This is a genomic window from Citrobacter sp. Cpo030 (assembly GCF_030333005.1).
GTDB lineage: Bacteria > Pseudomonadota > Gammaproteobacteria > Enterobacterales > Enterobacteriaceae > Citrobacter > Citrobacter portucalensis.
This window is the reverse complement of record NZ_JAOWGT010000074.1, coordinates 61,630-86,991: the sequence shown is the minus strand read 5'-3', so window position 1 is coordinate 86,991 and position 25,362 is coordinate 61,630. Positions and strand designations below refer to the sequence as shown.

General features: G+C 53.7%; 17 protein-coding genes. 6 read left to right on the top strand and 11 right to left on the bottom strand.

Annotated features, from left to right (window positions below):
* Positions 1-30: 30 nt before the first annotated feature.
* On the bottom strand, positions 31-2,736 hold the full coding sequence (gene malT, locus OGY37_RS19720; protein WP_032945235.1) for an HTH-type transcriptional regulator MalT: 2,706 nt from the start codon (positions 2,734-2,736) through the stop codon (positions 31-33).
* 618 nt (positions 2,737-3,354) lie between these two features.
* Between malT and malP the strand changes: the two genes are divergently transcribed.
* Positions 3,355-5,748, top strand: coding sequence for a maltodextrin phosphorylase (malP, locus tag OGY37_RS19715; protein ID WP_286621642.1), 2,394 nt, complete (start codon positions 3,355-3,357; stop codon positions 5,746-5,748).
* Positions 5,749-5,757: 9 nt separating this feature from the next.
* Positions 5,758-7,845: a 4-alpha-glucanotransferase gene (gene malQ / locus OGY37_RS19710; protein WP_126317289.1), complete on the top strand. Its 2,088-nt coding sequence runs from the start codon at positions 5,758-5,760 to the stop codon at positions 7,843-7,845.
* A 138-nt stretch (positions 7,846-7,983) separates the two neighbouring features.
* On the opposite strand, the gene gntT is transcribed toward malQ, so the two are convergent.
* From gntT to gntX, 3 genes are all read right to left on the bottom strand, one after another.
* The gene (gene gntT / locus OGY37_RS19705; RefSeq protein WP_003023507.1) at positions 7,984-9,300 is read right to left on the bottom strand and encodes a gluconate transporter; all 1,317 of its coding nucleotides are present in this window, start codon (positions 9,298-9,300) and stop codon (positions 7,984-7,986) included.
* A 379-nt stretch (positions 9,301-9,679) separates the two neighbouring features.
* Positions 9,680-10,255, bottom strand: coding sequence for a Fe-S biogenesis protein NfuA (gene nfuA / locus OGY37_RS19700; RefSeq protein WP_003023509.1), 576 nt, complete (start codon positions 10,253-10,255; stop codon positions 9,680-9,682).
* A gap of 58 nt (positions 10,256-10,313) precedes the next feature.
* Complete coding sequence (gene gntX, locus OGY37_RS19695) at positions 10,314-10,997, bottom strand: DNA utilization protein GntX (RefSeq protein WP_126317290.1); 684 nt, start codon at positions 10,995-10,997, stop codon at positions 10,314-10,316.
* Between the two features lie 37 nt (positions 10,998-11,034).
* Between gntX and bioH the strand changes: the two genes are divergently transcribed.
* Positions 11,035-11,805: a pimeloyl-ACP methyl ester esterase BioH gene (bioH, locus tag OGY37_RS19690; protein WP_126956377.1), complete on the top strand. Its 771-nt coding sequence runs from the start codon at positions 11,035-11,037 to the stop codon at positions 11,803-11,805.
* Between the two features lie 44 nt (positions 11,806-11,849).
* On the opposite strand, the gene OGY37_RS19685 is transcribed toward bioH, so the two are convergent.
* From OGY37_RS19685 to greB, 6 genes are all read right to left on the bottom strand, one after another.
* The gene (locus OGY37_RS19685) at positions 11,850-12,800 is read right to left on the bottom strand and encodes an Rpn family recombination-promoting nuclease/putative transposase (protein WP_286621639.1); all 951 of its coding nucleotides are present in this window, start codon (positions 12,798-12,800) and stop codon (positions 11,850-11,852) included.
* A gap of 245 nt (positions 12,801-13,045) precedes the next feature.
* Complete coding sequence (feoC, locus tag OGY37_RS19680) at positions 13,046-13,282, bottom strand: [Fe-S]-dependent transcriptional repressor FeoC (RefSeq protein WP_003023516.1); 237 nt, start codon at positions 13,280-13,282, stop codon at positions 13,046-13,048.
* 11 nt (positions 13,283-13,293) lie between these two features.
* Complete coding sequence (gene feoB, locus OGY37_RS19675; protein WP_003827652.1) at positions 13,294-15,612, bottom strand: Fe(2+) transporter permease subunit FeoB; 2,319 nt, start codon at positions 15,610-15,612, stop codon at positions 13,294-13,296.
* A gap of 18 nt (positions 15,613-15,630) precedes the next feature.
* Positions 15,631-15,858 carry a ferrous iron transporter A gene (feoA, locus tag OGY37_RS19670; RefSeq protein ID WP_003023519.1) on the bottom strand — a complete coding sequence of 76 codons (228 nt, stop codon included), beginning with the start codon at positions 15,856-15,858 and terminating at the stop codon, positions 15,631-15,633.
* A gap of 432 nt (positions 15,859-16,290) precedes the next feature.
* Positions 16,291-18,624 (bottom strand): Tex family protein, encoded by a 2,334-nt coding sequence (locus OGY37_RS19665; protein WP_148361389.1) that lies wholly within the window; start codon positions 18,622-18,624, stop codon positions 16,291-16,293.
* A 98-nt stretch (positions 18,625-18,722) separates the two neighbouring features.
* Entirely contained in the window at positions 18,723-19,196 is a 474-nt protein-coding gene (gene greB, locus OGY37_RS19660) for a transcription elongation factor GreB (protein ID WP_003023524.1), read from the bottom strand.
* 225 nt (positions 19,197-19,421) lie between these two features.
* On the opposite strand from greB, the gene ompR reads away from it, so the two are divergent.
* Positions 19,422-20,141, top strand: coding sequence for an osmolarity response regulator transcription factor OmpR (gene ompR / locus OGY37_RS19655; protein WP_001157751.1), 720 nt, complete (start codon positions 19,422-19,424; stop codon positions 20,139-20,141).
* Complete coding sequence (gene envZ, locus OGY37_RS19650) at positions 20,138-21,490, top strand: two-component system sensor histidine kinase EnvZ (protein WP_003827658.1); 1,353 nt, start codon at positions 20,138-20,140, stop codon at positions 21,488-21,490. Before ompR ends, envZ begins: the two co-directional genes overlap by 4 nt.
* Before the next feature lie 74 nt (positions 21,491-21,564).
* Here the strand turns inward: envZ and pckA are convergent, their stop codons facing one another.
* On the bottom strand, positions 21,565-23,187 hold the full coding sequence (gene pckA / locus OGY37_RS19645) for a phosphoenolpyruvate carboxykinase (ATP) (RefSeq protein WP_286621638.1): 1,623 nt from the start codon (positions 23,185-23,187) through the stop codon (positions 21,565-21,567).
* Between the two features lie 378 nt (positions 23,188-23,565).
* On the opposite strand from pckA, the gene OGY37_RS19640 reads away from it, so the two are divergent.
* Entirely contained in the window at positions 23,566-25,284 is a 1,719-nt protein-coding gene (locus OGY37_RS19640) for a DUF4153 domain-containing protein (protein WP_286621635.1), read from the top strand.
* Positions 25,285-25,362 lie beyond the last annotated feature (78 nt).

Below are 25,362 nucleotides of genomic sequence, written 5' to 3'. Positions count from 1 at the left end.
GCCTGATAAGCGTTGCGTATCAGGCATTAACTAAACGCCGTACCCCATCATCTTCAGCAGCTTCTGCGCATGTTGCACCGCATCCTGGCGATGTGCGACGCCGAGCTTTTGGTACAAATTGCGGATGTGCGTCTTGATGGTCGTTGCCGCGACGGCCAGCTCTCCGGCGATCTGCTCGTTGCTGTAGCCCGAATAAATCAGTCCCAGAACCTGCCATTCGCGCTGGGTCAGCGGGCTGGTGCGGATAAGCTCCGGCACTTCCGGGTGAGTAAGCAGACGCTCAACGAACCCTTCATCGAAGTGGGCAAATTTATGGCGGTGGTGCTGGTTAATCTCACGCAAAATGCGCTGGGCGCGGTGCTGATCGAGTTCCGGTAAGGTATTGAGCTGAATCAGCTGACGCAGTTGTTGCGCCATGGCCTCGCCTTCGATAACAAAGTGGCTGATGAATCCGGTGCGGTTCGCCAGCTGTAGGGCGTCGAGTAACACACGCTGGGCGTCATTTTTGCGCCCTGCCTGCCAGTAGAGCTGATTAAGCAGCAACAGGTTACGGTTCAGATCGCTCATCAGGCGCAGATTGCGCGCATTTTCATTCAACTCTTCCAGCACAATCTCAGCCGGTTCAAACTCGCCGAGCAGGATTTGCGCGCGAGCGATGTTGCGCCACTGGCTTTGCAGGAAGTGGTTATTGGCGAATTCTGGTTTTGGCGTGTGGCGCAGCCAGTTGGCGGCCGAGTTTTTGTCGCCCACCATTTGCCAGTAAATCACCCGCACCTTATCGGCGTTGGAGATCCAGTCGCTGTGATAGTGACCGTTACCCAGCAGGTTTTCCAGGCGGTTGAGCAGGCTGCGAGCGTTATCGAGATCGCCCCGTGCCAGTGAACACTGAACCAGCAGCGCCAGACACTGTAGCTGTTGCTGCGGCTGGAAAGTGGAAAGCAGTTCAATACCGCTACGGGCAGAGGCTTCTGATTCGTCCAGACGCGCCCATGCCCACAGTAGCTGCGCACGAATACGTACCAGAAATTCGTGCATCGGCAGCTGTTCCAGGTGCTGCTCTTTGATCAGCTGGAATGCTTTTTCCTGAGTTTCCCAGGCGGCCTGTAAAAAGCCCTGGGCAAACAAAATTTCGCTTTGCTGGATAAGACTCCACAGCGCGTAATGCCAGACGTCATGATGACGCGCCATTTGCTCGGTTTGCTGCATTAACGCCAGAGAGCGCGTGAGATCGCCCTTACAGTGCAGGACTTCGCCGTGCACCGAGGTGGCGACGATCCGGCTATAGAACCAGGCGATGGGTAACTCATCCAGGGCCAGTTTCGCCAGGCGTTCGGCTTCGTCAGGGTTGCCGTCGTTAATCGCTACCTGCGCCCGTAAAGCGTTGAATTCGGCGTGCAGTGTCGGCTCCATGTCGCCTTTCATTTCCTGCTCTGCGCGCGCCAGCAAGGTGTTAACCTCTCCGTAGCGGTGCTGGCTTTGCATCAGCCAGGCTTGCAACAGAACCAGACGCGGATTTTCCAGCAGGCTTTCCCACGGCAGGGCTTTCAGCGACTCTTCCAGTAACGTCAGCTCGCTATGGTTAAACAGTCCCCACGCATGATTCAGCAGGATATCGCGTAGCATATGGGCGTCGCCGGCTGCCAGCGCGTGGTGGATAGCTTCGCTGGGGAAGCCTTGCGCCATCCAGCTTTCGGCGGCGGCGCGGTGTATTTCGGGCAGTTCGTTCGCCAGCTCCCATTGGCAGCGCTGGCGTAAAAAGCTGCCAAACAGCGGGTGATAGCTGAACCACTCGCCAACGTCATCCATCCGCTGCAGGAATAACCCCTGGCGCTCAATTTCTTCCAGCCGCATCTGGCCGTTTTCTTCCCCGGTAACGCGGACGATTAGCGCATCGTTCATGGAACGCAGAATGGCGCTTTTCAGCAGGAAGTGACGGGTGCCGAGGTCGACGCTGTCCAGCACTTCATCAACCAGATAATCGGACAAATGGCTGGCGTTGATCCCGGCGAGGCGTCGTGCCGACTGGTGAGCAGAGTTATTATTCTGACGGGCGGAAAGGGCGATCAGTTGTAACGCTGTGGCCCAGCCAGCAACGTCATCGCACATCCGGCTGCTTTCTGCCGCTTCGATGGGGGAGGACAAACGTCGGTCGAAAAATTGTTTGGCTTCCTGATGGTTAAAGGCCAACTGTTGGCTGCCTATCTCCAGCAGTTGATCGCGTACCCGCAGGTTGGCAATACCCAACTGCGGCAGATTGCGCGACAGCACGACCAGCGTGAGGTTCTCAGGCTGGTGACGCAGGAAGAAACGCATCGCTTCGTGAATGGCCGGGTTAGAGATCAGATGATAATCATCTACTACCAGGTAGAGCGGGCGGTGCCACTCGGCCAGTTCGATAAATAGCTGGGCAAACAGTGATGTCAGGCTGGCGTACTGACGTTTTTGCACCATTGCTTCACTGGTGGTGCAGTGTCCACCTGTTGCCTGTTGGATAGCGGCGATCAGATAACTGGCAAAGCGCTCTTGCTGATTATCGCCCTCATCCAGAGAATACCAGCCTAAATCATTTTTCCCTGCCGCCCATTGTGAAACCAGCGTCGTTTTTCCATAACCAGCAGGACTTGTTATCAGGGCAAGCCTGAAATTGTTCGCGCCGGAAAGTTTAGCCAACAGGCGCTCACGAACCACCGTATGGTCGAGTCGAACCGGACGACTTAATTTAGACGGAATCAACATAAGTTAGTCACTTCACTGTGTGAAAATAGGGAAGAATGATTTTTTTTGCGCTTCGTAATTAATAGATATAAGGTCGGCCAGATTGGTGTTTTATGCAAGCTAAGCGGACTTTTTGTGTGTCTGATTTTGCACTATGTCACAAATCTATACATCTATTGCAATAAATGCTTTAAAGAGTCGCAACAGGCGTGGCGACTGGATCCGTTGTAATTTTGACTGTGTCGAAAAATCCCTCTCTTTTTATATGGTTACTCAAATAGCTAATGAATATCACCGAATCTTGTGGCCGACTTAAAAGTTTTATGTGAATTATCTTATCGGGCACAGATATTTCAGGTTAGAAACTATTTCCCTATTTACACATTGTTTCTCATCGTCATATCGCTATTTGATATTGTCGATTAATCCTTTGTTACTAATGCGTCATTCGAAGAGCGTTATGCGGGGTTTGCGCGAATTTACGGGCAATTACCTCCCCTTTAAGTGGCGGAGATCACACTTTTATGCTCATCCCCGCTCCTCCTCCCTCCCTAATCCGTGCCAGGATGAGGAATGTCAACAACGAGCCAGGCAAACTAGCGATAACGTTGTTTTATTACCTAAGGATCTGGAACCCCTATGTCACAGCCTACTTTCAACAAAGATCAATTTCAGGCTGCCCTGACGCGTCAGTGGCAGCGCTTCGGTTTACTGTCGGCTCAAGAAATGACGTCGCGCCAGTGGTGGCAGGCAGTGAGTGGGGCGTTGGCTGAGTTACTCAGCGCCCAGCCTGCGGCAAAACCGGCAAAAAATCAGCGTCACGTTAACTACATCTCGATGGAGTTTTTGATTGGTCGCCTGACCGGCAACAATTTACTCAACCTCGGCTGGTATCAGGTGGTGAGCGATGAGCTGAAAGCGCATGACGTCAATCTGACTGACCTGCTGGAAGAAGAGATCGATCCGGCGTTGGGTAACGGTGGATTGGGACGCCTGGCGGCTTGCTTCCTTGATTCGATGGCGACAGTCGGCCAGTCGGCGACGGGCTATGGCCTCAACTACCAGTACGGCCTGTTCCGTCAGTCGTTTGCCGATGGCCAACAGATGGAAGCCCCGGATGACTGGCATCGTGGCAGCTACCCGTGGTTCCGTCACAACGAGGCGCTGGATGTGCAGGTTGGGATTGGTGGCAAGGTCACCAAAGAAGGGCACTGGGAGCCAGGGTTTACCATCACCGGCCAGGCATGGGATCTGCCGGTTCTCGGTTACCGTAACGGCGTAGCGCAACCGCTGCGTCTGTGGCAGGCCAGCCATGCGCACCCGTTTAACCTGACCAAATTTAATGACGGCGATTTCCTGCGCGCAGAGCAGCAGGGCATCGACGCTGAAAAACTGACGAAAGTGCTGTACCCGAACGACAACCACACCGCGGGTAAAAAGCTGCGCCTGATGCAGCAGTACTTCCAGTGCGCCTGCTCCGTAGCCGACATTCTGCGTCGTCATCATCTGGCAGGGCGTAAACTGCACGAACTGGCTGATTATGAAGTCATTCAACTTAACGATACTCACCCGACAATCGCGATCCCTGAACTGTTGCGTGTGCTGATTGATGAGCACCAGATGAGCTGGGACGACGCGTGGACCATTACCAGCAAGACCTTCGCTTACACCAACCACACCCTGATGCCGGAAGCGTTAGAGTGCTGGGATGAGAAGCTGGTGAAAGCGCTACTGCCGCGCCACATGCAAATCATCAAAGAGATTAACGACCGCTTTAAGACGTTGGTCGATAAAACCTGGCCGGGTGATGCTGAAGTCTGGGCGAAACTGGCAGTGGTACACAATAAACAGGTGCGTATGGCCAACATGTGCGTGGTCAGCGGCTTTGCGGTCAACGGCGTGGCGGCGTTGCACTCCGATCTGGTGGTGAAAGACTTGTTCCCGGAATATCACCAGCTCTGGCCGAACAAATTCCATAACGTCACCAACGGGATTACTCCGCGTCGCTGGATTAAGCAATGCAACCCGGCGCTTGCCGCACTGCTGGATAAATCGCTGAAAAAAGAGTGGGCTAACGATCTCGATCAGCTGATCAATCTGGAAAAATACGCCGACGACGCGAAGTTCCGCCAGCAGTATCGTGACATCAAACTGGCGAACAAAGAGCGCCTGGTGAAGTTTATTAAAGCGCGTACCGGTATTGAAATAACGACTAACGCTATCTTTGATATTCAGATTAAACGTCTGCATGAGTACAAGCGCCAGCACCTGAATCTGCTGCATATTCTGGCGTTGTACAAAGAAATCCGTGAGAACCCGCAGGCAGATCGCGTGCCGCGCGTATTCCTGTTTGGCGCAAAAGCTGCTCCGGGTTACTACCTGGCGAAAAATATCATCTTCGCCATCAACCAGGTTGCACAAACCATCAATAACGACCCGAAAGTCGGCGACAAGCTGAAGGTCGTCTTCCTGCCGGATTATTGTGTCTCGGCGGCGGAAATGCTGATTCCGGCGGCGGATATCTCTGAACAGATTTCAACCGCAGGGAAAGAGGCTTCCGGCACCGGTAACATGAAGCTGGCGCTGAACGGTGCGTTAACCGTAGGTACGCTGGATGGCGCAAACGTCGAAATCGCCGAGAAGGTGGGTGACGAGAATATCTTTATCTTTGGTCATACCGTGGAAGAGGTGAAGGCGCTCAAAGCCAAAGGCTACGACCCGGTGAAATGGCGTAAAAAAGACAAAGTGCTGGATGCTGTCCTGAAAGAGCTGGAAAGCGGGAAATACAGCGATGGCGACAAGCATGCCTTTGACCAGATGCTGCACAGTATCGGCAAGCAGGGCGGCGACCCGTATCTGGTGATGGCGGACTTCGCGGCCTACGTTGAAGCTCAGAAGCAGGTTGACGTGTTGTATCGTGACCAGGACGCCTGGACCCGGGCGGCGATTCTGAATACCGCGCGTTGCGGCATGTTCAGCTCGGATCGCTCCATCCGCGATTATCAGGCTCGTATCTGGCAGGCGAAACGTTAAGGAATCGCGATGGAAAGCAAACGTCTGGATAATGCCGCGCTGGCGGCGGGGATCAGCCCCAATTACATTAATGCCCACGGTAAACCGCAGTCTATTGGCGCCGAAACCAAACGGCGTTTGCTTGACGCCATGCATCGCACCACCGCTGCCACTCAGGTGGCGGTAACCCCGGTGCCGAATGTCATGGTCTATACCGCTGGCAAGAAAATGTCGCTGGCGGTTGAGGGAAGCGGAGAGTTTAACTGGCTGCTGACCACCGAAGAGGGCGTGCAGCACAAAGGGCATGCCGTCGGCGGTAAATCTTTTAACCTTCCGGCGAAGCTGCCGGAGGGGTATCACACGTTGACCCTGACCCAGGGCGAGCTGCGTTCCCATTGTCGTATCATCGTGGCACCAAAGCGCTGCTATGAACCGCAGGCGTTGTTAGCCGGGCAGAAGCTGTGGGGGGCATGTGTTCAGCTCTACACCCTGCGATCGGAAAAGAACTGGGGGATCGGCGATTTTGGCGATCTCCGCACCATGCTGGTGGATGTGGCGCAACGCGGCGGCGCGTTTATCGGGCTTAATCCGATTCACGCGCTGTATCCGGCGAATCCGGAGAGCGCCAGCCCGTACAGCCCGTCGTCACGCCGCTGGCTGAACATTATTTATATTGATGTGAACGCCGTAGATGATTTCCGTCTGAGTAAAGAGGCGCAGGCGTGGTGGCAGAAACCCGCGACTCAGCAAGCTCTGCAACGCGCCCGCGATGCCGAGTGGGTTGATTATTCTGCTGTTACCGCACTGAAGATGACGGCGCTACGTATGGCGTGGAAAAGCTTCTCTGCGCGTGATGATGAGCAGATGGCGGCATTTCGCCAGTTTGTGGCTCAGGAAGGGGATAGCCTCTACTGGCAGGCGGCCTTTGATGCGCTGCATGCGCATCAGGTGAAAGAGGACGCATTGCGCTGGGGCTGGCCGGTGTGGCCAGAAGCTTTCCAGTCAGTGGACTCGCCAGAGGTAAAACGCTTCTGCGAAGAACATCGTGATGACGTAGATTTCTACCTGTGGTTACAGTGGCTGGCGTATACCCAGTTTGCTGACTGCTGGAAAACCAGCCAGGGCTTTGCAATGCCGATAGGGCTGTATCGCGACCTGGCCGTTGGCGTGGCCGAAGGCGGGGCGGAAACCTGGTGTGACCGCGAGTTGTATTGCCTGAAAGCTTCAGTTGGCGCACCGCCGGATATTCTCGGTCCGCTTGGGCAAAACTGGGGACTGCCGCCGATGGATCCGCACATCATCGCGGCACGTGCTTACGAACCGTTTATCGAACTGCTGCGCGCCAATATGCAGAACTGCGGCGCGTTGCGTATCGACCATGTCATGTCGATGCTGCGTCTGTGGTGGATCCCTTACGGTGAAACTGCCGATCACGGTGCCTACGTGCATTATCCGGTCGACGATCTGCTGTCAATTTTGGCGCTGGAAAGTAAACGTCACCACTGCATGGTGATTGGTGAAGATCTGGGTACCGTGCCGGTGGAGATCGTCAGCAAGCTGCGTGACAGCGGCGTCTACTCCTACAAAGTGCTTTATTTTGAGAATGACCATGAGAAAAACTTCCGTGCGCCGAAAGCGTACCCGGAACAATCAATGGCAGTCGCGGCGACGCATGACCTTCCTACGCTTAAAGGTTATTGGGATAGCGGCGATCTGACGCTGGGTAAAGCACTGGGCCTGTACCCGGATGAAGTCGTGCTGCGCGGGTTGTATCAGGACCGGGAACTGGCGAAACAGGGGCTGCTGGACGCGCTGCACAAATACGGCTGCCTGCCAAAACGTGCCGGTCACAAGGCTTCCCTGATGTCGATGACGCCGATTCTGAATCGCGGCATGCAACGCTACATCGCTGACAGCAACAGTGCGTTGCTGGGCCTGCAACCGGAAGACTGGCTGGATATGGCTGAGCCGGTCAACATTCCGGGGACCAGCGACCAGTACAAGAACTGGCGGCGAAAACTCACCGCCACGCTGGAGCAGATGTTTGCCGATGAGGGCGTGAATAAGCTGATTAAGGATTTGGATAAGCGGCGAAAAGCGGCCGCGAAGAAGAAGTAAAAATGCCGGGGATTTCCCCGGCTTTTTTATGGTGATAGCTCGTAGCTCGTAGGCCTGATAAGCGCAGCGCCATCAGGCAATTCTGACGCACATTGCCGGATGGTGGCTTTACCTTATCCGGCCTACAAACTGTCTCGATTAAACCACCATACCCAGCAGCAGACACCCTACCAGACCGCAGACGGAGATAATGGTTTCCAGCATTGACCATGACTTGATGGTTTCACCGATGGTCAGGTTGAAATACTCCTTGAACAGCCAGAACCCAGGATCGTTCACGTGGGAGAAGATGACGGAACCGGAGCCAACCGCAATAACCATCAGCTCAGGGCTTACGCCGGTCGTTGCAATCAGCGGTGCCACAATCCCACCTGCAGTAATCGCTGCAACGGTTGCGGAACCCAGTGCGATACGCAGTACTGCAGCGATAGACCATGCCATCAGCAGCGGAGAAACGTTAGAGCCGTGCATCATTGAGGCGATGTATTTGTCCACGCCGCTATCAACCAGAACCTGTTTAAAGGCACCGCCACCACCGATGATCAACAGCATCATCGCGATGATTTTGATTGAGGACACCAGCGTGTCGTTAATCTGATCCATCGAACGTCCGCGGTTCAGACCAAAAGTGAACATCGCAATCAGCACCGCAATCAACGTTGCCATGACCGGGTCACCGAGGAATTCAGCAACCGTCAGGAAAGCATGGCCTTTCGGCAGAATCATCTCCGCCACGGCGCGCATTGCCATCAGGATAACCGGGACCAGAGAGGTCCAGACGCTGACGCCAAAGCCTGGCATCTCTTCTTCAGTGAAGGTTTTTGCGCTGTACAGACCTTCCGGGATTGGCTTATCGATGCCTTTCAGGAAACGCGCGTATACCGGACCGGCGAGAATAACGGTCGGGATTGCCAGAATCGTACCAAACAGCAGAGTTTTACCCATATCTGCGTGGAAAATGGTGGCAATAGCGGTTGGACCCGGGTGCGGCGGCAGGAAGCCGTGAGTAACGGACAGCGCAGCCGCCATCGGCACACCAACGTACAGCAGCGGGATGTTAGCAGCAGCGGCGATGGTGAATACCAGCGGCAACATCAGCACGAAGCCAACTTCGTAAAACAGGGCAAAACCGACGGTGAAGCCGGTTAATACCACCGCCCACTGAATGTGTTTTTTGCCGAATTTAGCAATCAGCGTGGTTGCGATGCGCTGTGCGCCGCCGCAGTCCGCCAGCATTTTGCCCAGCATGGCGCCAAAACCCATAATCAGGGCGAGGCTGCCAAGGGTTCCGCCGACGCCGGCTTTAATCGAACCGATGACTTTATCCAGTGGCATCCCTTGCATCAATCCGACAGCAAGCGCCACCAGGACGAGAGCGATGAAGCCGTTCATTTTGAAACGGATCATCAGGAGGAGTAACAAGATTACACCGATAGCAACGATGACTAATGGCATGATTTACCTGGCCTTTACTTTGTTATGGGTAACGTCAGTGTTTAGATGACAAATTCCGATTGTCCCGACCGGGAACAGAGTATTCTCAGCACCAATGCTGGTTGCCTTCAAAACTAATCAGTTTAACTGGCTATTATGTGTGTGTTAGGTGCTGATACGAATGATACGGGTAACATACTGCGCTTGAAAATCACCTGGATAGGCAAAATTTAAAATATGAGAGGCTGGTCAAATTATGCAGGGGATTGTTGCAGGATAAATGCGAAAAAATGTTGGGACGTAAGCCGGAGTCAGCGATTACGCTACCACCCGGCATTAATGCCCGATAGCGACGCGGGGGCGTCTTATCGGGCCTACGGATACTCTACAGGTTCAGGCGTTAGTAGTAAGAGTGCTCGCCGCGCTGGTGTTCGGTTAAATCGCGAACGCCTTTCAGTTCAGGGAATTCAGCCAGCAGCTGCTTCTCGATACCTTCTTTCAGCGTTACATCTACCATTGAACAGCCGTTACAGCCGCCGCCAAACTGCAGAATGGCGTAGCCTTCATCGGTGATTTCCATCAGAGAGACACGACCACCGTGGCCAGCCAGCTGTGGGTTGATCTGCGATTGCAGCATGTACTCCACGCGTTCCATCAGCGGCGCATCATCGGCAACTTTACGCATTTTGGCGTTTGGTGCTTTCAGGGTCAGTTGGGAGCCTAACTGGTCGGTAACGAAATCGATTTCTGCATCTTCCAGATACGGTGCGCTCAGTTCATCAACATATGCGGTCAGCAGGTCAAATTTAATGGCGGTGTCGGTTGCTTCCACGGCGTCCGGCGGACAATAAGAAACGCCGCATTCAGCGTTAGGCGTGCCGGGATTAATCACAAATACGCGGATTTGTGTCCCTTCTTCCTGATTTGCCAGCAGTTTGGCAAAGTGCGCTTGTGCAGCATCGGAAATATGGATCATAGTAATGGCCTAATAGTTGACTATTTTACTTGGTTATAATACGCCCATCATCGAGGCTCTACAAGGTTCGACACAGGCACCATACCTGGACAGTCGCCGCGCCGTTGCGTAAAAGCAGCTGCGCGATTTCCGCGACGGTACTTCCGGTAGTGACGACATCATCCACAATAACCATATGGAGTCCCTGCACCGGCAATTCAAGGCGAAAGGCATTTTTCAGGTTTTGTTTACGTAATCGGGCGCTGAGATGGTGCTGTGTGGCGGTTGCCCGAACCCGCGAGATGGTCCGGCTGTCCCAGTCGCAACCCAGCCAGCGTGCCAGCGGACGGCACAGTAAATCGCTCTGATTAAACCCTCTGCGCCAGTGTCGGCGTTGCCAGAGCGGGACGCTGACCAGCCTGTCCGGTAGAAGAAGGCCGCTGGCGCGCCGGGCCTGTAGTACCTCCAGCAATAACAAACGTGAAAGAGCTGAGGCTGTTTCGCTGCGTCGTGAAAACTTGAGCTGGTGGATAAGCCCGCTCAACGGCGGAACATAGTCGCTGACGGTAACCAGTCTCTGCCACGGCGGCGGTTTTTGCAGGCAGCGCCCACAGGGAATGACGGTATGAGCGGCAGGGAGTCCACATTGAGGGCACAGGCTGGCGTGTTGACGCGTTGCCCGCGTACAGACTGAGCAGATCCCCCAATGCCCTAACGTCAGGGGCATTCGGCATAGCCAGCACAATCCCGGTACTGTTAGCATAGATGCATCCTTTCAGGCTAAAAGAGAACAATAACTGATGAATGACATCTGGTGGCAGACCCAGGGTTCGGGAAATTGCCATCTTGTGCTGCTGCACGGATGGGGACTGAATGCGCAAGTGTGGCATTGCATAAGCGAGGAACTGAGCTCGCATTTTACGCTGCATCTTGTCGACTTACCGGGATTTGGTCGTAGCCAGGGTTTCGGTGCAATGTCGCTGGAAGAGATGGCTGAGCGGGTATTGAAACAGGCACCGGAGAAAGCTATTTGGCTCGGCTGGAGTCTGGGTGGGCTGGTCGCGAGTCAGGTAGCGTTAACGCATCCTGAGCGTGTTCAGGCGCTGGTGACCGTCGCGTCTTCCCCTTGCTTTAGCGCGCGGGATGAGTGGCCGGGAATCAAGCCAGAGGTGCTGGCAGGTTTCCAGCAGCAGCTGAGCGAAGATTTCCAGCGTACGGTGGAGCGTTTTCTGGCATTGCAAACGATGGGCACAGAAACTGCGCGTCAGGATGCGCGAGCGCTGAAGAAAACGGTACTGGCTTTACCCATGCCGGACGTCGAGGTGCTCAATGGTGGACTTGAGATCCTGAAAACGGTCGATCTGCGAGAACCGCTGTGCGCGGTGGCAATGCCTTTCCTGCGGTTGTATGGCTATCTTGACGGGCTGGTGCCGCGCAAAGTCGTCCCGATGCTGGATGCACTGTGGCCGCAGAGCGAGTCTTTGGTGTTTGCCAAAGCGGCGCATGCGCCGTTTATCTCGCATCCCGCCGAATTCTGTGCTGCGCTTGTGGCGTTAAAACAGAAACTATAAATTTGATGTGTTGCCCGGTGGTGCCATGCTCGCCGGGCCTGAGATTAATGGCTGCGCGTAGCCAGATCCTCAGCGGTCAGGCCAGTAATTCTGAAGATGGTTAGTGGGTCTATACCATCAGCCTGCATAGTTGATGCAATACGTAATGCTTCCTCTCGTTTGCCTTGTTGCAGACCCGTTTGCAACCCTTCTTGCAACCCTTTCCTATGGCCTTCCTGAAGACCATTAAGGTGCCCTTCCTGTCGTAATCTTTCGGCGATAGTCATCAACTTGTCCTTATGTTGGGGTAAACGTTCGGCGACTTCATGAAGAAACTCGGCAAAATGTGTGGTGTTACCGGCCTGCATTAAATAATTAAACAAGGCTTTCAACTGGTTGTCATTAGCGTGTCCTTTAACAAGCAGGATGGCCAGTTTTTCTACCAGCCCCATCAAATCGCGTTTACGAATATGCTTTTGGATGAGCTCCAACAGCGCCACCCGGCGATGCTGCATAATCTCGTCATCGGGCACAACAGTGATATCGATCAGTGGAAACGCGGTGCTATAAAGTTGTCTGGCGGACTCCGGGTCATCAAACTCGTCCAGCCAACAAAGTGAATAGGGGTATGGGCTTGCTGAGCCATGATAAAAAAGCATGGGTATCACCAGCGGGAGTTTCTTGTGGCCTGCCGCCAAATGACGATGCATTACCGCAATGGCGTAACGCATCAGTCGAAATGCCATATGGCTATCCGTGGTGCTCTGATGCTCAATGATGGTATAAATATAGCCATCACCTTCGCGAGTTTTTAACGACCACAGCACATCAGAGTAGTACGCGCGCAAATCGTCCTCAATAAAGCTACCCGATTCCAGTTGCAGCGTTTTAAGATCGCAAAGTTTTTGCAAAGAGGCTGGAAGATGAAGCTGAAGAAAGTCGCGTGCGGTCGCCGGGTGGTTTAAGAACGTTTTGAAAATCGCGTCATGCGGCGTAGCAGTCGTGTCAGTATTCATGGCGATCCGTCACCTGAGAAAAAAGATGACGAGACTCTACTTCCCAGGTTACCAGTAATCATCCACGAATTAATAACGATGCGTGGCTGGCTGGAGGATAGATCTTTTTTGCTGAAATAATGAAATCTGCGTGGAATCCATTTCGCAAAAAAGCTGGATATCAGCGTAAACGCGTTATCCGGCCTGGACGTTTGCATCATTTGTAGGCCGGATAAGCGTAGCGCCATCCGGCAAAGAGCATCTGATTAGCGTAAAGCCCACCACTCGCGCAGGCAGGCTTTACCTTCTGGGCAACTTTTGCAGCTTCCGGAAAGACACCCGTCGGCATCTTCCTGAATCCGCACCGCTTTGCCCATCTTTTCTAACTGATTCAGCATGGCGTCAATCATGGGCTGCGGGGTATGCAGCGTGTGGCTAATTTGTGTCGCCTCCATGCGCCCCCGCAAAGCCAGTAAATCACGAACCTGAATAAGCGATGCCATTGTCGATAACCTTAGTGGCAATCGCCAGTCGTGCTGGAACAGCAGGAACTCGCCGTTCTGTTGGTTGCCAGCAGTGCGAGGTCCACGCGGCTACGAGCGCGACGCAGCAGGCCCAGCAACACGATGTTAAACAGGATGACCGCTAAAATGCACACCAGGCTGTAGGTCGGGTGTTCTTTGTAGCTGACCGTCTGATAAAACAGCGTCGACAGAGAGTAGGCGATATTCAGGCCCCACAGAATCGAGAAGCTCATCCAGCCACGGCTGGATTCACGTGCGATAGCGCCCATCACTGAAATGCACGGTACATACAGCAGAACAAAGATCAGATAGCTGTACGCGGCGGCGGCGCTGCCAAATTTCTCGCCCATCACGCCCATTGCACCGGTAGCCATTTCACCGTCGCCCTTGCTGGCTTCGATAGGGTTAGCCAGCACGCTCAGGCTGAAAGTGTCTTTCAGGCTTTGCCAGGTTTCATCTACCGCGCCGAGCAGCTCGTCACCGAGGTGGAAATCTGCCGGGTTGAACTCTTCTTCCTGAATGTTTTCTGCGGTATAGAGCGTGTTCAGCGTACCGACAACCACTTCTTTCGCCATCGCGCCGGTGAACAGACCTACGGTTGCCTGCCAGTTATCTTCGTGAACACCAATCGGCTTAAAGACCGGGGTAATGACGCGGCTAACTGAAGCCAGAGCAGAGTCGTTGATGTTGTCGACGATTTTTCCGCTCAGTGAGAAGCTGTTAAACGCGCTGAGGAAAATGCTGACGATGATGATGACTTTACCTGCACGCAGAACGAAGCCTTTCAGACGTTGCCAGGTTTGAATGATCAGACTCTTAATGTGCGGTACGTGATATACCGGCAGCTCCATCACGAACGGCGTTGCTTCGCCACGCATGATGGTGTGTTTGAGCATCAGGCCGGTCAACACCGCCATAACGATACCCAGCACGTACAGCGAGAAGACCGCCAGCGCGCCGTTCTGACCAAAGAACGCGGCGGCAAAGACGGCGAAAATCGCCAGACGTGCGCCACAGGACATAAACGGCGCCATCATGATGGTCATCAGACGCTCACGCGGGGCGTCCAGCGTACGCGCGCCCATCACTGACGGTACGTTACAACCAAAGCCGACGATCAGCGGGACAAATGATTTCCCCGGCAGTCCCAGCGCCTGCATTAGACGGTCCATCACAAATGCGGCTCGCGCCATGTAGCCGGAGTCTTCAAGGAAAGAGAGGAACAGATACATCATGCCGATTTGCGGTACTAGCGGCAGCACGGTGTTAATCCCGCCGCCAAGGCCCTGGGCCAGGAAGATAGTCAGCCAGTCCGGGAAATGCAGCGTATAGCCAATCCACTGAATACCATGGATAAAGAGCGCCACGGAGCCAACATCAAACAACGGCTGCAGCGCGCCGCCAATGTTGATGGCAAGCAGGAACATCAGGTACATCACGAACAGGAAAATCGGTAGACCGAGGAAGCGGTTGAGGATAATTTTATCTACCGCTGTGGTGAAACGGCTCGGCTCTGCCGTCAGGGTATTACTGACGGTATCGCAGATAGCGGCAATGCACTGGTAACGTGCATCGGCAATATGTAGCGCCGGGTCGTCCATTGTCTCACTCAGGCGAGCAACAGCGGCATCAAGGTTTTGTGCTGCATCACCGGCGTAAGCACGGCTGTAGATATCGCCTTCGAGCATCTGCAGGCCTAGCCAGCGGCGCTGTTTGAGCGGCATATCTTTGGCCATTGCGTCGGCGAGGGAATCAGCTTCTTGCAGCAGCGGCTGGGCATAATGGACCAGCTCAACGGTGTCGTTTTCTTTGTAGCGATCGATCGCCAGCTTCAGTGCTTCAATGCCGCGCGCACGAGTGGAAACCAGTGGAACCACCGGACAGCCAAGACGAGCGGAGAGGGCGTCGATATCGATACGGATTTGCTGTTTCTCAGCAATATCCAGCATGTTCAGTGCAACGATACAGGGAATACCCAGCTCAAGCAGTTGCAACGTCAGGTAGAGGTTGCGTTCAAGGTTTGAAGCATCGACCACGTTGATCAACAGATCCGCGTCGCCGCTTAAAATATAGTGGCAGGCAATCTGCTCATCGAGAGAGGTTTGGGATGAGATTGTCGTCAGAGAATAAGTGCCGGGTAAATCGACCAGCGTGACCTGGTGGTCCGTCGTGGCGAAATGGCCTTCTTTACGCTCAACGGTAACGCCAGCCCAGTTGCCTACACGCTGGCGCGCGCCGGTGAGCTGGTTGAATAAAGTTGTCTTGCCGGAATTAGGATTACCAATTAAACCAATGGTTAGTTTTTTCATTTTTATAGACTCACTGTATTAACAGGAAACCGCTTCCACTTCTAATAACGCCAAATCCTTCTTACGCAATACCAGACTTACGCGACGCGTTTCGATATGGATAGGATCGCCGAGCGGGGCGACGCGTACCACGTTGAAGGATGAGCCGGGTAGCATGCCAAGTGACAACAGTTTCTGACGATAAGCCGGGCTGATTTCACGGGCAAAACCGGTAATTTTCCACGCACTGTCAGGAGTGAATTGCATAGGGACCTACTTATATCTCGCTAACTGGATGATTACCTCATGGGGCGACAGGGCGGCATGAGACCAGATGATTAGCCAACGTAAGGGAAGAGTAAATAATCAACAAATCAATGATAATGAGAATGGTTTCTATCATCAATAGAATAAATGTGACGGAATGTACAATTGGATAATAATTTAAGCCAATTTTGATATTCCTCAATATTTATTCTGGTTGGAAACGAGTGATTCGCGGAAGTAATTATTGGGGATCTTAATGTTTAATTAAGGTTTCATCTGTTAATGAAGTGATAAATATATTGTGGTGCAAAGCGGGGCATAGATTAAATATGCCGGATGGCGACGCTCATGCGTCTTATCCGGCCTGCAAATTAATTGCGATAACCTGGCCGGACAGGGCGTTTACACCACCATCCGGCACAGGGTTTAAACTTAGCGTTTTTTACCCATCGCCGCCGCCAACGCATCCATCATCGCACTGTTGCCTGTAGGCTGTGCGTCACGGCCACGCGGTTTCGCCGCTTTTGGTGCCGGGCGATTGCCCTGAGCGCGATCGTTATTCCCGCCGCCGCGACGCGCATTGGTTTCACCCGGCTGCTCGTCCAGACGCATGGTCAGCGCGATACGCTTACGTTGCAGGTCCACTTCCAGCACTTTCACCTTCACAATGTCGCCCGCTTTCACCACGGTGTGTGGATCTTCGACGAACTTATTCGACAGCGAAGAGATATGCACCAGACCATCCTGATGAACGCCGATATCAACAAACGCGCCGAAGTTGGTAACGTTGGTGACAGCACCTTCCAGAATCATTCCCGGCAGCAGGTCGTTCATGGTTTCGACGCCATCAGCAAACTGTGCGGTTTTAAATTCAGGACGCGGATCGCGGCCCGGCTTTTCCAGCTCTTTGATGATGTCGGTGACGGTCGGCACCCCGAAGCGTTCGTCGGTAAAATCAGCGGGTTTCAGATTGCGCAATTCGCTGCTGTTACCCATCAGATCACGCAACGATTGCTCGGTGGCGGCCAGAATGCGTTCCACAACCGGATAAGCTTCCGGGTGGACGGTAGAGGCATCCAGCGGGTTATCGCCGTGGTTGATACGCAGGAAGCCCGCGCACTGTTCAAAGGCTTTAGGTCCAAGACGGCTGACTTTTAACAGTTGCTGACGGTTCTGGAATTGACCGTTCTCATCACGCCAGGCAACGATATTCTGCGCCATCATGCGCGTCAGACCAGCAACACGGGTCAGCAGCGGTACGGAGGCGGTATTCAGATCGACGCCGACGGCGTTCACGCAGTCTTCCACCACCGCATCCAGCTTACGCGCCAACTGAGTCTGGCTTACGTCGTGCTGATACTGGCCCACGCCGATAGATTTCGGATCGATTTTCACCAGCTCAGCCAGCGGATCCTGCAGACGACGGGCGATAGACACCGCGCCACGCAGAGATACGTCGAGGTCCGGGAACTCCAGCGCCGCCAGTTCGGATGCAGAGTAAACCGACGCGCCGGCTTCACTGACGATCACTTTCTGCGCGGTCACTTGCGGGAACTGCTTTTGCACGTCGAGGAAGAAACGCTCGGTTTCGCGCGATGCCGTACCGTTACCAATCGCCACCAGTTCAACGTTGTGTTTTTCACACAGCGTCGCAACGGCAACGGCGGCTTTGGCGGCCTGACCGGTATGCGGATAAATAGTGTCGGTCGCGACCAGCTTGCCGGTACCGTCAACCACTGCCACTTTTACACCGGTACGCAGACCTGGATCGAGGCCCATGGTGGCGCGCAGCCCGGCCGGAGCGGCCATCAGCAGGTCATGCAGGTTACGGGCAAAGACGTTGATAGCTTCATCTTCCGCACGTTCGCGCACGGTACCCATCAGCTCCGTTTCGAGGTGCATCAGCACTTTGATGCGCCAGGTCCAGCTAACCACGCCTTTACGCCAGCTGTCTGCTGGGGCGTTGTTCAGGCGCAGCCCCAGATGATCCCGGATAATCTGCTCGCCGTGGCTCTCTTTTGGTGGCTCATCGAATTGCGGATCGGCATTCAGTGAAAGCTGTAACACGCCTTCGTTACGACCACGGAACATGGCCAGCGCACGGTGGGATGGCACGGTAGAAATCGGTTCGTGGTGATCGAAGTAGTCGCGGAACTTAGCGCCTTCCTCTTCTTTACCGCTTACCACGGTGGCGACCAGGTGGGCGTTTTTCCACAGATAATCACGTACTTTCGCCAGCAGAGCAGCATCTTCAGCGAAGCGCTCCATTAGAATGTAGCGCGCGCCGTCGAGGGCGGCTTTGGTATCCGCCACGCCGTTTTCGGCGTTGAGATATTTTGCGGCTTCCGTTTCCGGGTCGTGAGACGGTTCGTTCCACAGCAGGTCTGCCAGCGGCTCCAGTCCAGCCTCAATGGCGATCTGCCCACGGGTGCGGCGCTTTGGTTTATACGGCAGATAGAGATCTTCGAGTTCGGTCTTACTTAACGTGCCGTTGATCGCTTTCGCCAGATCGTCAGTCAGTTTGCCTTGCTCGCCGATAGATTTCAGGATTGCCTGACGGCGGTCTTCCAGTTCACGCAGATATCCCAGACGGGTTTCCAGATTACGCAGTTGCGTATCGTCCAGACCGCCGGTGATTTCCTTACGATATCGTGCGATAAACGGCACGGTGTTCCCTTCGTCAAGCAGGCGAACGGCAGCTTCTACCTGTTCAGCACGAGCCTGAATTTCACCTGCGATAATGCGGCAGAAAGAATCATTCATCATGGATAGCTTCGTCTATAGGATAAAAAATCAGGGGATAGTTATACGGATTGACTGGCAAAAATGCCAGCCATCTGCCGGGGCTTCGGATTGTTCCGGTCTCACTTCACGTATTCAATCTCATTCACGTACCAGCTGGCTTCGCCACCTGGGGTGTTTACTACTGCGAGATCGCCGACCTCTTTTTTCAATAGCGCCCGCGCCATTGGTGAGTCGATTGAGATGTAATCCTTACGACCGAAGATCTCATCGTAGCCAACAATACGGAATTTGCGGATGTCGCCATCGTCATTTTCAATCTCAACCCATGCGCCAAAGAAGACTTTGCCTTCCTGCTGCGGGGAGTAATCGACGATTTTTAGATTCTCCATGCACTTGGTCAAATAACGGACGCGGCGGTCGATCTCACGCAGGCGCTTTTTATTATACTGGTAGTCGGCATTTTCGCTGCGGTCACCCAGACTTGCAGCCCAGGTAACTTTTTTGGTGACTTCCGGGCGCTCTTCACGCCAGAGATAATTCAGCTCTTGTTTAAGTTTTTCATACCCTTCACGGGTTATCAGGGGCGTTTTCATCTTATTGTTTTACCTTCGACTCTGTGATGATGCGCACAATTAGTATTACGTGAGCATATCAACAGAATAAATAATGTATTGCGAGAAACATTGTATACTTAAGCTGCTGTTTAATATGCTTTGTAACAATTTAGCCTGGAATTCATACCAGAATTCGCTGGTGACTCACGTTAGCTTTCTTAAGAATATACACTTAATTGTTGCGAACCTTTGGGAGTAATAACAATGCAAGAGAACTATAAGATTCTGGTGGTCGATGACGACATGCGCTTGCGTGCGCTTCTGGAGCGTTATCTGACCGAGCAGGGCTTCCAGGTTCGAAGCGTCGCAAACGCTGAGCAGATGGATCGTCTGCTGACCCGTGAGTCCTTTCACCTGATGGTGCTGGATTTAATGCTGCCTGGAGAAGATGGCCTGTCTATTTGCCGTCGCCTGCGCAGCCAGAGCAACCCGATGCCGATCATTATGGTCACAGCGAAGGGTGAAGAAGTTGACCGTATCGTAGGGCTGGAAATCGGTGCCGACGATTACATCCCGAAACCGTTTAACCCGCGTGAGCTGCTGGCTCGTATTCGCGCAGTCCTGCGTCGTCAGGCGAATGAACTGCCGGGCGCACCTTCTCAGGAAGAAGCGGTTATCGCTTTTGGTAAGTTCAAGCTGAACCTCGGTACGCGTGAAATGTTCCGCGAAGATGAGCCGATGCCGCTCACTAGCGGGGAATTTGCAGTACTGAAAGCGCTGGTAAGCCACCCGCGCGAGCCGCTGTCGCGAGACAAGCTGATGAACCTCGCCCGTGGTCGTGAATATTCTGCGATGGAACGTTCTATCGACGTCCAGATCTCCCGTCTGCGCCGCATGGTGGAAGAAGATCCGGCTCATCCACGCTACATTCAGACCGTATGGGGTCTGGGCTACGTCTTTGTTCCGGACGGTTCTAAAGCATGAGGCGAATGCGCTTCTCGCCACGAAGTTCGTTTGCCCGCACGTTATTGCTCATCGTCACCTTGCTGTTTGCCAGCCTGGTGACGACATACCTGGTAGTGCTGAACTTCGCGATTCTGCCGAGCCTCCAGCAGTTTAATAAGGTCCTGGCGTACGAAGTTCGTATGCTGATGACCGATAAACTGCAGCTGGAGGACGGTACGCAATTGGTGGTGCCGCCCGCATTCCGCCGGGAAATTTATCGTGAGCTGGGTATTTCCCTCTATTCCAACGAGGCCGCTGAAGAAGCCGGACTGCGTTGGGCGCAACACTATGAATTCTTAAGCCATCAGATGGCGCAGCAACTGGGTGGCCCAACGGAAGTCCGCGTTGAGGTAAACAAAAGCTCGCCGGTCGTGTGGTTGAAAACCTGGCTGTCGCCCAATATCTGGGTACGCGTGCCGCTTACGGAAATTCATCAGGGCGACTTCTCACCGCTATTCCGCTATACGCTGGCGATTATGCTGTTGGCTATCGGTGGGGCCTGGTTGTTTATCCGTATCCAGAACCGGCCATTGGTGGATCTTGAACATGCGGCGCTGCAGGTGGGGAAAGGTATCATTCCGCCGCCGTTGCGTGAGTATGGCGCTTCGGAGGTGCGCTCCGTAACCCGAGCCTTTAACCATATGGCTGCGGGCGTGAAGCAGCTGGCCGATGACCGTACGCTGTTAATGGCGGGCGTGAGCCACGATTTACGTACCCCGCTGACGCGTATTCGTCTGGCGACGGAAATGATGGGCGAAGAGGACGGTTATCTTGCGGAGTCCATCAATAAGGACATCGAAGAGTGTAACGCCATCATCGAGCAGTTCATCGACTACCTGCGTACCGGTCAGGAGATGCCAATGGAGATGGCGGATCTGAACTCGGTGCTGGGTGAAGTGGTTGCGGCAGAAAGCGGCTACGAACGTGAAATCGAAACTGCGTTGCTGCCGGGCAGCATTCAGGTGAAGATGCACCCGCTGTCGATCAAGCGTGCGGTTGCCAATATGGTGGTTAACGCCGCCCGCTACGGCAACGGCTGGATTAAGGTCAGTAGCGGAATGGAGCAGCATCGCGCCTGGTTCCAGGTAGAAGATGATGGTCCGGGCATCAAGCCGGAGCAGCGTAAGCACCTGTTCCAGCCGTTTGTCCGCGGAGACAGCGCGCGCAGTACCAGCGGTACGGGCCTGGGTCTGGCGATTGTGCAGCGTATTATTGATAACCATAACGGGATGCTGGAGATTGGTACCAGTGAACGCGGTGGGCTGTCGATTCGTGCATGGCTTCCGGTGCCCTTCACTCGCGCGCCGGGCAACACGAAAGACGCATAACAAAGGGAGGCGAAATGCCTCCCTTTTTGTTGCTGTAGGCCGGATAAGGCGAAACCGCCATCCGGCACTTTTCGTTACAGCTTCGGTCCGGCGCTAACCAGCGCTTCACCCGCAGGGGTGTCGGTGTATTTCTCGAAGTTCTCGATAAACAGTTTCGCCAGTGCGTTGGCTTTTTCCTGCCACTGCTCCGGAGATGCGTAGGTATTACGCGGATCGAGAATGCGAGTGTCCACACCCGGCAGCTCGGTCGGGATAGCCAGGTCAAACATCGGCAGACGGAACGTTTCCGCGTCATCCAGCGAACCGTTCAGGATGGCGTCGATAATCGCACGGGTATCTTTGATAGAGATACGCTTGCCGGTACCGTTCCAGCCGGTGTTAACCAGATACGCCTGCGCACCTGCCGCCTGCATACGTTTCACCAGTACTTCTGCGTACTGCGTTGGGTGCAGAGACAGGAATGCTGCGCCGAAACAGGCAGAGAAGGTCGGGGTCGGTTCGGTGACGCCGCGTTCGGTACCGGCCAGTTTGGCGGTGAAGCCAGACAGGAAGTGGTACTGCGTTTGGTCTGCCGTCAGGCGAGAAACCGGCGGCAGCACGCCAAATGCGTCGGCGGTCAGGAAGATCACTTTGGTAGCATGGCCCGCTTTTGACACCGGCTTAACGATATTATCGATGTGATAAATCGGGTAGGAAACGCGGGTGTTCTCAGTTTTTGAACCATCATCGAAATCGATGGAACCATCTTCGCGCACGGTGACGTTTTCCAGCAGCGCGTCACGACGGATCGCGTTGTAGATTTCCGGCTCGGCATCTTTAGACAGTTTGATGGTCTTCGCGTAGCAACCGCCTTCGAAGTTAAACACGCCGTCGTCATCCCAGCCGTGTTCGTCATCGCCAATCAGGCGACGTTTCGGGTCGGTGGACAGCGTGGTTTTACCGGTGCCGGACAGGCCAAAGAAGACTGCCACATCGCCTTTTTTCCCAACGTTTGCTGAGCAGTGCATGGAGGCAATGCCTTTCAGCGGCAGCAGGTAGTTCATTACGGAGAACATACCTTTCTTCATTTCGCCGCCGTACCAAGTGCCACCAATCAACTGGATACGCTCAGTCAGGTTGAAAGCCACGAAGTTTTCGGAGTTCAGACCCTGCTCTTTCCACTGCGGGTTGGTGCATTTAGCGCCGTTCATCACGATGAAATCAGGTTTGAAATCAACCAGCTCTTCGTCGCTTGGGCGGATGAACATGTTTTTGACAAAATGCGCCTGCCAGGCAACTTCGGTAATGAAGCGCACGGAAAGACGGGTATCGGCGTTAGCGCCGCAGAAAGCATCAATGATAAACAGGCGCTTGCCGGAAAGTTGCTGGGTGACTAATCCTTTCAGATGCTGCCAGGTTTCCGGAGAGAGCGGTTTGTTGTCGTTCTTACCTTTACCTTTGTCGGACCACCACAGCGTGTCGCGCGTGGTGTCGTCACGGACAATGTACTTATCCTTTGGCGAACGTCCGGTAAAGATACCGGTATCAACGGCAACGGCGCCCAGATTCGTTAACACGCCACGTTCATAACCTTCCAGGTTTGGATCAAGTTCTTCCTGGAAAAGCGTGTCGTAGTCTGGATTGTAAACGATATCCTGAACGTCATTGATACCATAAGCCTTGAGATCTTGCGGGGTTAAACTGTTGTTCACACGCATTTCACTGCTCCTTAGCCAATATGTATTACCTGGAATAGTAAGGTTTTTTAGGGATTGTTAACCGCGACAAGGCTCATAGATTTACGCATCCGGGAAAAACACGGGCGACCGAATGCGCTGCGACTCCTGTCACAAAGAGGCAGATATTATGGCAGGAAACCCTTTTTTGTTGTGGAAAATGTTCTTAAAACGTTAATGGAGAGTGTTTTTGGCGGAAATCTTGTGAGTGTAATCGCATTCATGTAAGAAATGAGCGTGGGTTATACATAAACAATATCGATTCACTTCCCGTCGTCGTAGTCCGAAATCGTTCTACCAATGCTCAAAATTGTGAAGTTGATGCGATAATTAGCTTTTCCCTTCATTCTGGAAACTGACATGGATAGTGCTGAAATTTCACGTACGACGCGTTGGGGCATGATATTTATCGGCCTGTTGCAGGGGACATTATGCTATCTGCTGATGACATATCTGGCGCCCCATAATGACGGCTGGCTGTTCTATGGCCTGCCTGCGACGATTGCGATCACCTCGGCCCTTTTGCTTACTGTTGTTTCTTTCAAACAACGCGCGCTGTGGTACTGGATGGCGTTGATCTTTGTTGTCGTGCTGGCGATGAGCGTCTGGCTAAAGTGGCAAGTCGAGGACAGTGATAAGTGGCGGCAACATGAAGTTTTTATGTTCTACGGTTGGCGCTTACTGCTGATGGCGATGCTGGCTTTGCCCTGGATTCAGTACTCGCTTCATGTCTCTCGTGAGCAGGCGCGTTACCCGCATTTTTATCGGCAATTGTGGCTTAATGCGTTGACGTTGCTGATTGTCTTTGTCGCCAACGGTTTGTTCTGGCTGGTGCTCCTGCTATGGAGCGAGATGTTTAAGCTGGTCGGTATTCCCTTCTTCAGCACGCTCTTCTTTGATACCGACTGGTTTGGCTATGTGGCCTTTGGTCTGATTACCGCACTGGCAGTGGTACTGGCCCGTACACAGTCGCGTCTGGTCACGGCGGTACAAAAATTACTGACGTTTATCGCCACCGGTCTGTTACCTCTGGTCGCGCTGTTGGCGCTGATGTTCATACTGACCTTACCCTTCACCGGGCTGGAGGCTATTTCGCAACGCGTGTCTGCGGCTGGGTTGATGTCAACGCTGACGCTGCTCCTGTTGCTGTTGATAGCTATCGTGCGTGAACCGCAAAAAGAGGCGTTACCCTATCCTGGCGCGTTACGCTACCTGATCAAATGCTCTCTGATTGTCGCGCCCATCTATATGCTGATTGCCGGTTGGTCACTGTGGGTGCGAATACAGCAGTACGGTTGGACGCCTGAGCGCGTTTATGGCGTGCTGGTGGTCGTGGTGCTGCTGGTATGGTCGTTTGGCTATCTGGCCAGCATTTTGCGCCGCGGGCGCAATCCGCTTGAGCTTCAGGGGCCGGTCATTCTTGGCGTTTCGTTGCTGGCGTTGGGGCTGTTGGTTCTGCTGTCATCGCCGGTTATTGATGCCTGGCGCATCAGCGTTAACAGCCATATGGGGTTGTATCACAGCGGGAAAATTAAACCGGATCAAGTCAGCCTGTATATGTTGGATCACAGCGGAAAACCGGGGCGCGCAGCGTTGGAAGCATTACAAAAAGATGTGGCGTTTAATCAAGACAGTAAACGCAGACGCGACTTGAATTCTCTGCTGCAAGGGCGCCGGGATCCGGTTAAAGAGCTAACCGCAACACAGTTAGTATCGAAGGTTGTGATGGCTCCGGGGAGCCAGAAGCCAGACGATGCGTTCTGGGTGTTTGTCAAAACACAGGGGTATCGCATCACCTCTTGTGCTGAGCAGAATGCGTGCGTACTGGTGAGTCAGGACCTCAATGCGGATGGTCATCCTGAGCAGGTGTTATATGCCTTTGGCGATGGGGAGAGTCTGGTCTTCGGCATGCAGAAAAACAAATGGGATTTGTTAGCGGTTGCCAGGCTACCTGAAGGATTCAATAAGGATAAATTGCTGCAGGCGGTGGCGAATCAGCAACTGGGTTCAGCACCCAGAATCTGGCGGGATATCACTATTGATGGCAAAAGACTGCCAATGACTTATTACACCGAGTGAGTGTGTTGCCGACATCGTTTTTGCCGGATGGCAGCGTGAACGTCTTATCAGGCCTACGACAGTTTTTCCGTAGGCCTG